Consider the following 12461-nt stretch of genomic DNA (forward strand, 5'->3'; position numbering starts at 1 on the left):
CTTTAACCAGTGACCATGCCCCATAATATACAGTTTTATAACGACAATGCCCCTAAGCAGGCGGAGATCTATCAAAAGATTTCCGCTCAACAGGCAAACAGAGCCTGGCAGAAATACTGGCCTAGCCGGGGAGAACGGGTTCTGGACGTCGGTGCCGGTTGTGGAAGGGATGCCCGCTGGTATGCTCTTGGTGGTTGCCCTGTTGTAGCCGTTGAACCTGCAAAGAAGTTACTCGCTATAGGCAGTCTCTACACAAAAGGATTGGAGGTTGACTGGTTAGAGGATAGTCTGCCCGGTCTAAGCCGGTTAGATTCAAGGCTTCACTTTGACCTTATTGTCCTGGGAGCCGTATGGATGCATATTCCTCCGCAAGATCGGGCCAAGACATACCATCGCCTCACCTCCCTGCTGACCTGTACTGGACGAATAGTCATCACACTACGCCACGGGCCCTTTAACGACCAGCGGACAAGCCATGGTGTCTGTGCAAGCGAACTCATTCAATTAGGACAAGGCAAGGGTATGACCTGCCTGCATAAAACAGAGACGAGCGATCTTCTGGGCCGGGGAGAGGTAAAATGGCAAACCGTAGTACTTGGTTTTGCTAAGAACAACACCTAACGCTGCTGGGAGTTAGTCCCAGAGCTCCTTAGGTTGGCCATAGAGCCGAACAAAATTTTCGTCGGACATGGTGAGCAAAATAACAAATTCCACCAATCCAATAATGGCAGGGATAGCTGTCCAAAAAAAGAGTAGATATAAAAAGCCTAAACCCATCTGTCCCAAATAAAATTTATGGGCTCCGAAGCCACCAAGAATAAAGGCAAGGAGGGCGGCAACAATTCTATTTTTGCCATTTGGTGCCGTTATCCCGAAGGGATTGGGCGCTGGCATTTGCCGTACCCCGCAATAAGGACATATCTCCGCATTAAGCTTGATAATTTCGCCGCAGTCACTGCAAAACTTTTCGTCTGTATTTTTTATTTTACAGCCCATGTTATTTTCCATAAGCGTCACTTCCCGTGTTTTATATATATGGTTGTTTTCTTGTCATTGCCTCTAATAAATATATGATACTGGGGATAAGAAAGACAAGTATTACCTTGAATTATTACTGAACTTTTATCAGATTTTCTGGCTGAAGAGACAAACTTTAATTCTCACCGAAAAAGCTCTGACACTTTGAACAAAAAAAAGGCTCAATAGCAGAAGCTATTGAGCCTGGAGGACACTTAGGGGCAAGGCAGAGCTACTCTTTAATCTTTCTCGCCCGTATCTTTTCGTATGCATCTTTCATTGCCGCATAGGGATCAACGGAAGCATCTTTCAGTGACTCATAGTCACCAAGTCTCAGTGATGTATTATTTACAGTGACAGCACCAGTGATAATAAAGCTTGTGGCAAGATTATCGAGATAAAAAGCAGGATAGAGAAATGTATCCCCGACAAGACCAGCAGTATCACGAAGACTTGAAGGGCCAAAAAGTGGCAAAACTATATAAACACCACCACCTACCGAGTAGGAGCCCAGGGTCTGGCCAAGATCTTCATTGGAATTTGCCCAACCAAGATCATCCTGAGCAAGTTGGGTAAAGCCAAGTCCACCATAGGTGGTATTAAAGAGAAAAATTGCAGTTTCCACCCCTGCCTCTTTAAACTTAAACTGAAGAACATTGCTGACAAAACGAATAGGGAAACCAAGATTGTAAAAGAAATTCTTTATGCCAATCCGCGCAGGTTTGGGCATCACATAGGAATAGCCCTTTGACACCGGTTTAAGACACCAAAAATAGAGTTTATCGTTAAAGTAATACATGCCCTTATTCATATAGTAGAGAGGATCGGCAATGGCAGTATCCGCCACTTTTGGCCCCGAATACTCTGCGTAAAGATCATCATCGTCTGCAAAAGTATCGCCTTCTGCAAAAATCTCGTCTGCATAGACAGAAAACGCGGGAAGGGTAAAAAGGAGGAGAATGGTTAAAAGAAGAATTTTCTTATGCATATTTTCTCATGACTTGATGGTGAATAATATCTTGATGGAATTAATCTTCCAAACTGGTAAGTTTTTCTTCCAATTGATTGATCATTTTTTCAGGACTGTCCCTGAACATTTTTCTATACTGCTCTCTATAGTTTGCGACCATACTTACCCCCTCAATTTTAACATCATAGACCTTCCAGCCTTCACCTGCATTAAACATCCTATAGTCAACAAGCGTCTCCACCTCATCGTAATGGATAACTGTCATTACATCTGCCCGTAACTTACCGGATCTGGTTGGTTTAAGGAGATGATTATCGACATAGTCAATTTTCAGGGTATCCAGAGCCTTCCTGTTAAATTTATCAAGATAAACATGGGAGATGAGTTTCGTGAAAAGTTTGGTGAACCTGATCCTCTCTTCGGCTGAAAATCGCCTCCAGTTATGCCCCAGGGCCCCCCGCGAAAAAGAGGCAAAGTCAAACATATGCTCTGCCTCTAAGAGCAGCCTATCATCCTGCTCTTTCTGCATTCCCTGGAAATCAAATTGAGGGTCTTTAAGAATATCAAGAATAATATTGATGTTTCCCTTTAATGCATCCTGAGGATCTTTTGCCGCATAGAGGTCTGAAACTGAAAAGCACAGTAAAAGGAGAAGTGCTGTAAAAAATTTATTCATTTTCAATATCCGTTATTTACTATCTTTTTGGAAAATATACTTACTAATAAGGGACTCTATATCAATTGAAGATTCGGTATTGTAGATGATATCTCCCGCGGCCAACATGTCCTCTGAACCTCCTGCTGACAGGTTTATGTATTTATCCCCTATAATCCCAGAAGTTTTAACCGAGGCAATGGTGTCGTCGGAGAGTTCAACCTCCTTATTCAGTGAGAGTTCTACCTTGGCAACATATCTTGTTGTATCAAGTATAATGCTCTTTACCCGGCCTATTTCAACCCCCGCCATCTCAACCTCAGCGCCAACCTTTAGGCCAGACACAGAGGTAAAAAAACCAAAAATTGGATACTTATCAGATCTGTTCCAATCTGCACCGCCGAGGGCAGTAAACAACCAAAAAAAGCAGAGACACCCTGCTATAATAAAAACACCAACATAAAACTCTATTTTTTTCTGAACCATAGCTTCACCGTAATTTATGTCCCTGTATAAATGACTTAACCAAATCTGAATCGAACTGGACAAGTTCATCTAAAGTTCCCTCGATAACTGTCTTCCCCTGATCGATCATAACAATTCTCTGAGATATTTCAAATATATCAGGTATTTCATGGCTAACCACAACACCTGTAAAGCCAAAAACATCCTTATAATCCCTGATCATCTGATGGACCTTATTTTTTCGTACAGGGTCAAGTCCCGTGGTTGGTTCATCAAAGAGAATGATCTCCGGTTTGGTTATAAGGGCCCGAGCGAGGGCAACTCTCTTCTTCATCCCACCTGAAAGCTCAGCTGGATAAGAAGAGGCCGTTTGCTCTATTTCCAAAGTGGTCATAATCTCATTTACCTTACCAGCAATGCTCTCTTTACTGAAGAGACCTTTTTCCGAAAGAGGCAGGGCAATATTTTGAAAAATTGTTAATGAATCAAAGAGAGCATTATCCTGAAACATATAGCTGAATTTTTTCCTAAAGGTCCGCTGTTCCGACCTCGTCATATCATCGGTGCATTTACCCTCAAATTTTATAAGGCCGCTATCCTGCTGCATTAGGCCAATAATATGTTTAAGCAAAACACTTTTTCCACAACCACTTTTACCAATGATAACGGTAATTTCACCCCTATATATGGAAAGCGAAACCCCCCTCAACACATGGTTATCACCAAAACTTTTTTCTACATCTATAAATTCAATCAGCGGTTCTGCCATAATATTTACAATAAATTTATTTTTGTTATTTTATCGGTAAAAGGTCTTTCTCAGCTAAAGAAGAATATATGTGATCAGGTAATCATAAATCAGGATAAGAACACTGGAAGAGACAACGGCGTTGGTTGTTGCCAGGCTAACAGCCCGTGAGCCAAAACCACCCTCCTTTTGTATATGCGCATAATACCCTTTAAAACAACATGTTGAGACAACAACAACGGCAAAAACAAGTGATTTAATTATCCCGCTTCTAATATCCTCCATAACCACACTCTCGTGGACCCGGTACATATAGATATAACCGTTGACCTTTAGGGTTGTCGCTATGAAAAGACCACCAAATATACCAACAACATCAAAAATTGAGGTCAAAAGAGGAAAGCAAATTATAGAGGCAATGAGTCTCGGACTAAAGACAAATTTCACCGGATTAATATCCATTGTCTGCAGGGCATCAAGTTGCTCAGATATCCTCATAGTACCTATCTCGGCGGCCATGGCAGAACCTGCTCTCGCCGTAATCATGATGGCGGTAAGTACCGGTCCAAGCTCGCGGATAAGGGTGAGGGCAACAGCAGAGCCAAGCATGCCGGCAGAGCCAAATTTAGCCAGGGCGTAATAGCCCTGAAGGGCTAGGACCATCCCTGTAAAAAATCCCGTTAAAATAACTACGGCCATGGACTTGGTACCAATAAACCAAATATTTTCAACTATTCTAAAAATTTGAAACGGCTTCTGAAAAATTTGACCTATACCTGTCAGTAAAAACAGACAAAAGCGCCCCAAATTTGTGACTCTGTCAATTGCCCAGGAACCAATTTCTTCAACTTTAAATGTTAACATGAATTATTACTTATATTTATATTATTGCGAGCACCAATGCCATCAATGCCGTTCGGCAAATGCTCCAAGGGATGGGAGCACCCTGGATACATTAAGCCCAACTCAAAACCATGAACCAAAAAAAGCACGAAGTCATTATGATCAAAAAACAACTATCTAATTTGTTTTAAAATTCTTAACAAGAAAAATCTTTAAAAAAATATTGCTCAGGCCTTTTCATGCATTTGCCAGTCAGAGTTTTTCGGCCACGCCCCTCAATAAAAACTTACTCTGGCCAAAGTTCATCAAGCCAATCAAAAACCAGCTCAGCCATAAGGCTCCGATTTTCCCCTATACAATGCGAGGAGGCCCCTTCATCTTCCGGAGTAACGATAAGGGTTTTGTTCTTGCTTCCTAGCTTAGCCATAAACTCCTGTTGCTGCCGCTCAGTTTCCCGATTTACATACTCACCGGCACCGACAAGATCCAAAACGGGACAGGTAATAAGGGCTGGATTAAATTGAAATCCTCTGGTCTGCTCCGTCTGGCCCTTAATGTTTTCCGGCTCGAGCCCCCAACGCCAGGTCACTCCGGAGGTAACAGCCTTTTTGAAGGCCGGCCAGGAATCAATCTGCTCCTGACTCTCCTTTGAAAAAGGCATCTCTTTAAACATCAAGTAGTTATCAACGACAGCACTGCTGACAACAATGGCCTTTATTCTCTTTTCAAGCGTGGCGGCCCGGGGGACAAAATAACCACCATTGCTGATGCCATAAACGGCAAGCCTTTCAGGATCAATCTCGGCAAAATCCAAGATGACATCAAGGATGGCCTTCATCTCTATCTCTGTATCCTTTTTAAAGAACAGGCCTTCAGAGGGCAACATCCCCTGACCGGGAATATCGACGGTAACAAAGTTATAGCCACGAAGGATAGCCTGTGGCTCAATATAAAAAATATTATCCTCAACAAAGGTCTCCCCCCCACCAATCATCAGGAGTGTCTTCCGGGCTGTACCATTCTGCTGGACAGGGCGGTAATAACCAGGAAGAACGGTTCCCGCAAAGGGCACCTCAAAATAGATCATGGCCGGGGAAAAGAGGGGGGCTGCCGCCTGCATGCAACTGCGAACTTTTTTAGAAATAGTATTGAATTTGCCATCACTTACTGAGCGTGAAACCAGAGCTGTTCTATAATAGTTGGATGCCTTGAGAAGGCATTGGCGAGCCGTTATCAAATGTCCTGCATCTAAAGCCCTTCGGGCCCGAAGCTCTTTTCGCAGGGCCATCCTTTCCCACTCATCCTGCCAGCTCTTAGGATTACCGTCCTCTATATGAGCCGCCACATAAAATGCTTCGCCTATCTCGGCGCCGCCGTTGACAATACTGCCCAGAAGCCACTGAAAGGCAAAATCCATCTCATTATCGGTAAAGTGAAATCTGGTATAGGAACGATGAGCATCATAGACCTCTTTTTGCGCAGACTTCATTTGCGAAAGTCCTCTCTCTTCTGCCGCAGATATTCTCAGCAGGGGAAGAAGAGGAGTGTTTATCAGACTAATAAATAGAGTGCAGATAATTATGACTTTCATAGATATCCTCTGGGTAAAATGAACCAGGATGCCCGCGGCCAGGAAATTTTCTCTAATGATTTCAATATTAGTAATGGTTTCAGTATTGGTAATGATTATAGACTACCCATACCCCATAAAGCAAAAAATAGATGGAGAGGAACAGGGTCTTTCTCTCAGCACATTCCCCGAAAAAAAACAGGCCTATTCTATTAAACAACTGATCGACATCTATAAACAAACCAATAAGCCCCCTCCTACAACACAAACTGACTAGTCAGGTAATAGCAAGAACTAGACTGAATGAGTAAAGCCAGCCAGCATTGAAATTTGCATTCAAGAGATAGGCTTGAATAGAGCTAGAGATAATTCCAGCCAAGAAAGCAAAGCTTATTGTGAAGGGAAGATTGATCTACAGACAGGGGCCTTGATAACATCGCTCCCCTGCCCGACCTACTGCTGAGCGAAGAGCTCTTTGCCCCGTTTACAGAGACGAAAGAAACCGCCATTTGCCGGATCGGAGCGAGAGGACAAATGTGACAGTGATGTGGACAGAAAATGGACAAGGGCAACCTTAATTACTATCCAATGTGAGACCACAAAATATTTTTTCCCTCTCCTTTAACAAATATGGAGTCCAGTTCCGGAACAACCCTCTGCTGTAATTCCTGAAATGTCTCAGCTCCTGCCTGATTGAATAGATCCGGTTTCTGTCAATCTAACACCTCTCAACTCTACGGGCAGGGAGAGCAAACAGGACGGCTGAGATCAGCCACCATAGGTTCTGGTTAACATTTTAACCAATAACAACTAGTTAAACTATATTAAATCATCGTAAATACGATATTCATCCCAAAGGCTTTTGAGACTGGTTCTAGAGATATAAAGAGATTTTTCCTTGCAGCTTCATTCTTCAGCGCCCTCTACCTGTTAATAGATTTAGCTGAAAGTTGGCTGATCTCCTCAGAGGAAAACACACCTGTTAGGCTGTCTCTCTGTCATACTCACCGATCATAGAAATTCGCCTATCCAGATCCTCGGGAGAGAGATGAGAGAAGTTATTGAAGGGGACAGGACTGTCATTGGGAAAGGCCCTTTCGACAGCCATGATTTGCCTCCACAGGGCAAATACGGCATCTATGATTTTCCCCGGCAATTTACCCCCTCTATCCATGGCAAGAAGTTCCCGTACCTTCTCTTCGGGTATCGCCCCTTGGCGATATGGCCGGGTGGGATCAAGCATGGCATCGATCATATCGGCGACCGAGGTAATCAATGCCTCAAAGGGAATATCATCCCCCTTCAGTCCATCCGGATAGCCCGATCCATCAAGCTTTTCGTGATGGAAGCGGGCTACATTATAGGCCATTATCATCACAGGTGACTGGATACCTTCGCCAATAATGTCGGCGCCGTGTAGGGTATGGGCCTGCATCTCTTGCCACATCTCCGGATTCTCCCTCAAATTGCCCGGAAAGAGCAGGATCTCATCCCGGACCCCTATCTTGCCAATATCGTGCAAAGGCGCCACGAGGAAGAGCCGGTAGGCCAGAAGCAGATCATACCCCAGATGTCTGGCGAGCAAATGGGTGATCACCGCTACCCGCAGGGTATGGTTTGCCGTCTCATTATCCTTGAGTTTGGCCGCTCTCATAAGGGACAGAAGTCCCTCAATAACGGCCGTATCTCTATCGATGAGCCTTAAATGGGTCGCCACCCGTGCCAGTAAAATAGGAGGCTCAATAGGCTTGGTAACATAGTCTACCGCCCCCAGATCGAATCCCCTCTTCTTGTCAGCAATTTCTCCCTTTGCCGTGACGAAGATTACCGGGATATTTACCGTGAGAGGATCTTTTTTTAAGAGCCGGCAAACCTCATAGCCATCCATCTCCGGCATCATAATATCAAGGAGGATGAGATCAGGCATATGTTTTACCGCCCCGGCCAGGGCGCTTTTCCCGCTATTGGCAAATTTAAGGTTGTAAGAATCTGCCAAAACCTGTTGCAACAGGCTTAGGTTATTGGGTTCATCATCAACAAGTAATATTGTGAAACCTTGTCTGTACATATTCATCCCTCCAGCTGGATACCGAGTCTTTCGGCCAGGATTCGGGTTTGGGATTTGGCCCGGGCAAAATCAAACGCATCAATAGCCCTCCTGATATTGATCATATCATCCTGGGTAAGGTATTCGCCAAGTTTACTGAGTCCAGGTTCGGCGACGACCGGGTCGTCTTGATCAAGCATGATCAGCAGTTCCTGAAGCAGGCTGCTAACAGCCTTAGAGTCAAACTCCGGGGTGGCAATCCTTGCCACAGGCATCTTCAGCTTTCTGATCACTACCGCCGCATTTTTCAGTGCCGCCTGCAGGCTGGGGAGCAGCGTTGCCGCTGGCTCATGACTGCCTGCCTTCAGTGCGGCGTTGATCTCTGTTGCCAGGCGGGCAACTTCAGGCAGAGAGAGATTTCCGGCCAGACCCTTAAGGGTATGGGAAATCATCCTGGCCTCCTTACTATTCTCGTCCAGTAACTGCTGAATTTTTTCGGCATCGGCTGAATGTCTATCGGCAAAGCTGGCAAGAGACTTGGCAAAGACCAGCGGATCCCGCCAGGAGGCAAGTCCCCTGTCAATGTCGACTACATCGGCCAGCGGGGTGAGGTCGATATCCTGCCGTGCCTGGTCGCCAGGGAAGGTCTCCTCATTTAGGCTGCCAATACCTTTAGGTACCACCCTCTCCATGGTGGCAAAAAGTCCTTCCAGTATAATGGGCTTACCGACAACCGCATCCATACCGGCTCTCATATATCTTTGCCGATCCTCCTTCATTATACTGGCCGTTAAGGCAATGATTGTAATGTGCCCCTTTGATTCCCTTTCAAGGGCGCGAATTTTACGGGTTGCCTCTATCCCGTCCATTTCAGGCATCATCACATCCATAAGGATAAGATCAAATGTGCCCCCCTTGTACATCTCTACTGCCTGACTACCGTTCCAGACATGTCTGACCCTATGCCCCTGCTGTTCCAGGCGCAACTGGGCCAGGGTGGCATTTCCCGGCACATCTTCAGCCAGGAGAATTTGAAAACGGCGGGGCGACTCGGGCGAGGACGCTTCGCCTGTTAAGGCATGATCAACGCCGGTAGCCCTGCAGGGGCTTATTACCGGCAGCTGAGCCGTAAAATGGAATGTTACCCCCCTTCCCAGTTCACTCTCCACCCATATCCGTCCTCCCATAAGTTCGACAAGCTGTTTGCTAATGGTCAATCCCAGGCCGGTACCGCCGTAACAGCGGGCAGTGGAGATATCGGCCTGGGTAAAGGGATTGAAAATATTTGCTGCCTGCTCGGCTGTCATGCCAATTCCCCTATCTGCCACCGAGAAGTGGAGGGAGGCATCTCCCTGGTCCGAGGCCCTGACCCCTATGGTGATCTTGCCAGTTTTTGTGAACTTGATCGCATTGCCGACTAAATTTATGATTACCTGACCTAGTCGGGTCGGATCTCCGAGATAACAGTGGGGAAGATCGGCGTCGAAATGAAAATCAAGGCCAATCCCCTTTTCCTCAGCCTGGGACTCCACTGTTTTTAAGGCCTCTTGGACTATCCTTGGCATATCGAGACAGGTAGCCTCAAGTGCGAACTCCCCGCTCTCCAGCTTACTGACATCCAAAATGTCGTTAATAATTATCAGTAAACCTTTGGCCGAACTGTACGCCGTCTCCAGATGTCTGCGCAGCTCTGCGCAGAGCAACCTGCTCTCCAGAGTGATCTGGATAAAGCCAAGCACCGAGTTCATCGGTGTACGAATTTCATGACTCATATTGGCAAGAAAGGCTGACTTGGCGATATTGGCCGTTTCAGCAGCCTCTTTGGCTATTTTGAGTTCGTATGTTCTCTCTTCCACCAGCCGGGCAAGGTTGTCCCGATGTTTGCGGAGTGCCTCTTCGGCCCGGTTTATTTCGCTGAGATCCACTACCATGCCAACAAAAATCCGTTTTTCCAGCCTCACCTCACTGACGGAAAGATGCATTGGGAATTCCACCCCATCCTTTCTTACCCCTGTAAGCTTGTTACCTACTCCAATAGCCTTCATCCTGCCGGTCTTAAGATAATGATCGACATATTTATTATGACTTGAACGGTGGGGCTCAGGCATAAGCATCCGCACGTTTCGGCCAATAATTTCTTCTGGCCCATAGCCAAACATCTTTTCGGCTGACCGATTAAAGGACTGGACTATCCCTGTCTCATCTATTGTGATGATGGGGATGACTGCCTTGTCAATAATTGCCTCTGCCCGAAGCTCACTTTTTCTCAGCTGAGCCGTCTTTTCTGCCACCTGCCATTCGATCTCTGAGGTTCGTAGCGCATTATTTCGGAACTGCAGGGCAAGCAAGACTGTCAGGACAATACCAACAATAAAAACGGCCATTGCGCTGGGCGGAAAGCCCTGAATCTGCCCAGCCTCTGATGGGGACAGACATACCCTCCACTGCCGCCCTGCCACAGCGATCTCCCTGATGACATGAAGACCAGATGTCCGTATGCCCTCCTTGAAATATTGCTCACCGGGGCACTTTCCCCCAGCAGGGTAAATAAGTTCTGCACCATCATGGATATGCATCATAATATGAAACTGGCCGGGATCGATTTGGGCAAGAGCCCTCTCGCCGATGGTATCGACGGCAAAAGCTGCCACCACAAAACCTCGCAGCGTCTCCCGCCGTTCGGCAATAGTGCTTGCGAGGCCTTGATAGACCGGTGCTACCACCAAAAAAGAAAAGCGCTTTTTCTTATGCTGCACCAAATGGATTACCTGCGATGCCGTGACCTTGCCACTATCACGGGCCTGCATAAGCATGGTTCGACGCTTTGGCTCAGAGCTAAGGTCAAAGCCAAAGGCGGCTCCGTTAACCCCTGTTGGCTCGATATAGAAAACGGGAAAATACTTTTCTCTTACCCCTGCTCTGACCAGTTTTCCATTTTGCAGTTCACTAAAGCGAAAGCCGGACAGGCCGACGGCCCTTGCCTCGTCCACAAATTTAGCCCGCTGGGAGTTGGCAACCCTGGGAATCCATCCAAGCACATCCAGGCTGTTATCGACAACTTTTACGCTTTGAAACCAGAGACGAAATTCATATCGCTCAACAAGATGCGAGGCATCGAAGAATGCCACCGCCGGTGTAAGGATGGAGAGATCAACCTCTATATCTCTCCTAATGGCGGCGGCCTGCCTGTCCGCCTCCCTCTGAAATTGGGCAATGGTGTTTTCGCTTACCTGCTGGTAATTGATATAGGCCATGATGCCTGACAGCAGCAGGCCCAGTATGATCGTTAACCATACGGACGCTCTGTTCCAGCCGTTTCTAAATTCTTTCATAGCCTTCTTCTCCCTCTGAAAGCTTCATATGCACAAGTCTTGCTACAGTTCAGGTCTACTGTAAACAGTAGGATCGTATTCAAAATCAGGACGTTCTCAAGATATCGTGCAAGGCCTACGATGCCAATCCACCTGTGCCAAGGTCTGCTCAGGCAGATGGTCACGAAAAATAGCCCAAAGCCACCTTCACCTTACGGAGGGGGAATTTCGCAGCCCGGACAACCGCAAAGCCGCCTCTGCCATATTGCTTCATGGTAACCAGATACCGGGGAAGCCCCCCTTCTCCATGCCTGACAGGATTGTATCATAAAAAAGAGGCTCGCCGCAAATCATTGCACTCTTGTCAGTGGCTAAGGGGGCCGGAGGAGATGATGGGGCAGGACTGAATCGTGCCACCAACCGGTGCGGGCACGGCACAGGCCTTCTCCTGTTTCTACCGTTTGATATAAAAATGGAAGGTGTGAGCTGGGCGGGGAGGATGGAGTGGGGTTAATGTCTATTAGTGATTAGCTCCACTCCAGGGTGAAGGAGGCATCTCTGTTTAATTTTACCCGGCTGCCATACTTCTTCCCCTCTCTGTTGAGAATATCCCTGAGCCAGAGGGTATCGGCCTTCGTTGCCCTGTTTACCCTGAAATGTTTAATCCGGGTGGGGGTCATCTGCAGGTGAAGCAGTTTTCCCGATACGGGTTCCACTGTGACATTATACATCAGGCCCAGGTCATCTCTACAAGACTTACTGACACTTATTCCCTCGTAATCATTCAGAAAATCGCCACTACCATGGATGAGGAGCCTGTCCCTGCAGGCCTCCA

11 protein-coding genes are annotated in these 12461 nt (G+C 46.5%); 1 reads left to right on the forward strand and 10 read right to left on the reverse strand.

Features of this window, described 5'->3' with window-relative positions:
• Window positions 1-15 precede the first annotated feature (15 nt).
• Window positions 16-621, forward strand: a complete 606-nt coding sequence (locus tag DP_RS11625) for a class I SAM-dependent methyltransferase (RefSeq protein ID WP_041277937.1) — start codon at window positions 16-18, stop codon at window positions 619-621.
• Window positions 622-633: 12 nt separating this feature from the next.
• Here the strand turns inward: DP_RS11625 and DP_RS11630 are convergent, their stop codons facing one another.
• From DP_RS11630 to DP_RS18315, 10 genes are all read right to left on the reverse strand, one after another.
• On the reverse strand, window positions 634-1008 hold the full coding sequence (locus DP_RS11630; RefSeq protein ID WP_049785090.1) for a TM2 domain-containing protein: 375 nt from the start codon (window positions 1006-1008) through the stop codon (window positions 634-636).
• Between the two features lie 241 nt (window positions 1009-1249).
• Window positions 1250-2005: an MlaA family lipoprotein gene (locus DP_RS11635; RefSeq protein ID WP_011189525.1), complete on the reverse strand. Its 756-nt coding sequence runs from the start codon at window positions 2003-2005 to the stop codon at window positions 1250-1252.
• Window positions 2006-2045: 40 nt separating this feature from the next.
• Window positions 2046-2663: an MlaC/ttg2D family ABC transporter substrate-binding protein gene (locus DP_RS11640; RefSeq protein WP_041277938.1), complete on the reverse strand. Its 618-nt coding sequence runs from the start codon at window positions 2661-2663 to the stop codon at window positions 2046-2048.
• A 12-nt stretch (window positions 2664-2675) separates the two neighbouring features.
• Window positions 2676-3128 (reverse strand): outer membrane lipid asymmetry maintenance protein MlaD, encoded by a 453-nt coding sequence (gene mlaD, locus DP_RS11645; RefSeq protein ID WP_041277939.1) that lies wholly within the window; start codon window positions 3126-3128, stop codon window positions 2676-2678.
• Window positions 3129-3132: 4 nt separating this feature from the next.
• On the reverse strand, window positions 3133-3876 hold the full coding sequence (locus DP_RS11650) for an ABC transporter ATP-binding protein (protein ID WP_011189528.1): 744 nt from the start codon (window positions 3874-3876) through the stop codon (window positions 3133-3135).
• Window positions 3877-3930: 54 nt separating this feature from the next.
• Window positions 3931-4719, reverse strand: a complete 789-nt coding sequence (locus DP_RS11655) for an MlaE family ABC transporter permease (protein WP_011189529.1) — start codon at window positions 4717-4719, stop codon at window positions 3931-3933.
• A gap of 265 nt (window positions 4720-4984) precedes the next feature.
• On the reverse strand, window positions 4985-6289 hold the full coding sequence (locus DP_RS11660) for an alpha/beta hydrolase family protein (RefSeq protein WP_011189530.1): 1305 nt from the start codon (window positions 6287-6289) through the stop codon (window positions 4985-4987).
• A 961-nt stretch (window positions 6290-7250) separates the two neighbouring features.
• Window positions 7251-8336 (reverse strand): response regulator, encoded by a 1086-nt coding sequence (locus DP_RS11670; RefSeq protein WP_049785091.1) that lies wholly within the window; start codon window positions 8334-8336, stop codon window positions 7251-7253.
• A 2-nt stretch (window positions 8337-8338) separates the two neighbouring features.
• Window positions 8339-11647: a CHASE domain-containing protein gene (locus tag DP_RS16995; RefSeq protein WP_011189533.1), complete on the reverse strand. Its 3309-nt coding sequence runs from the start codon at window positions 11645-11647 to the stop codon at window positions 8339-8341.
• Window positions 11648-12153: 506 nt separating this feature from the next.
• Window positions 12154-12357, reverse strand: coding sequence for a hypothetical protein (locus DP_RS18315; RefSeq protein WP_193763855.1), 204 nt, complete (start codon window positions 12355-12357; stop codon window positions 12154-12156).
• Window positions 12358-12461: the final 104 nt, after the last annotated feature.

This window comes from Desulfotalea psychrophila LSv54 (genome assembly GCF_000025945.1).
GTDB classification, from domain to species: domain Bacteria; phylum Desulfobacterota; class Desulfobulbia; order Desulfobulbales; family Desulfocapsaceae; genus Desulfotalea; species Desulfotalea psychrophila.

Coding starts and splice junctions, on each gene's coding strand:
- DP_RS11630 (WP_049785090.1), bottom strand. CDS start 1,008: ATGGAAAATAACATGGGCTGTAAAATAAAAAATACAGACGAAAAGTTT.
- DP_RS11635 (WP_011189525.1), bottom strand. CDS start 2,005: ATGCATAAGAAAATTCTTCTTTTAACCATTCTCCTCCTTTTTACCCTT.
- DP_RS18315 (WP_193763855.1), bottom strand. CDS start 12,357: ATGTATAATGTCACAGTGGAACCCGTATCGGGAAAACTGCTTCACCTG.
- DP_RS11625 (WP_041277937.1), top strand. CDS start 16: ATGCCCCATAATATACAGTTTTATAACGACAATGCCCCTAAGCAGGCG.
- DP_RS16995 (WP_011189533.1), bottom strand. CDS start 11,647: ATGAAAGAATTTAGAAACGGCTGGAACAGAGCGTCCGTATGGTTAACG.
- mlaD (WP_041277939.1), bottom strand. CDS start 3,128: ATGGTTCAGAAAAAAATAGAGTTTTATGTTGGTGTTTTTATTATAGCA.
- DP_RS11650 (WP_011189528.1), bottom strand. CDS start 3,876: ATGGCAGAACCGCTGATTGAATTTATAGATGTAGAAAAAAGTTTTGGT.
- DP_RS11655 (WP_011189529.1), bottom strand. CDS start 4,719: ATGTTAACATTTAAAGTTGAAGAAATTGGTTCCTGGGCAATTGACAGA.
- DP_RS11660 (WP_011189530.1), bottom strand. CDS start 6,289: ATGAAAGTCATAATTATCTGCACTCTATTTATTAGTCTGATAAACACT.
- DP_RS11670 (WP_049785091.1), bottom strand. CDS start 8,336: ATGTACAGACAAGGTTTCACAATATTACTTGTTGATGATGAACCCAAT.
- DP_RS11640 (WP_041277938.1), bottom strand. CDS start 2,663: ATGAATAAATTTTTTACAGCACTTCTCCTTTTACTGTGCTTTTCAGTT.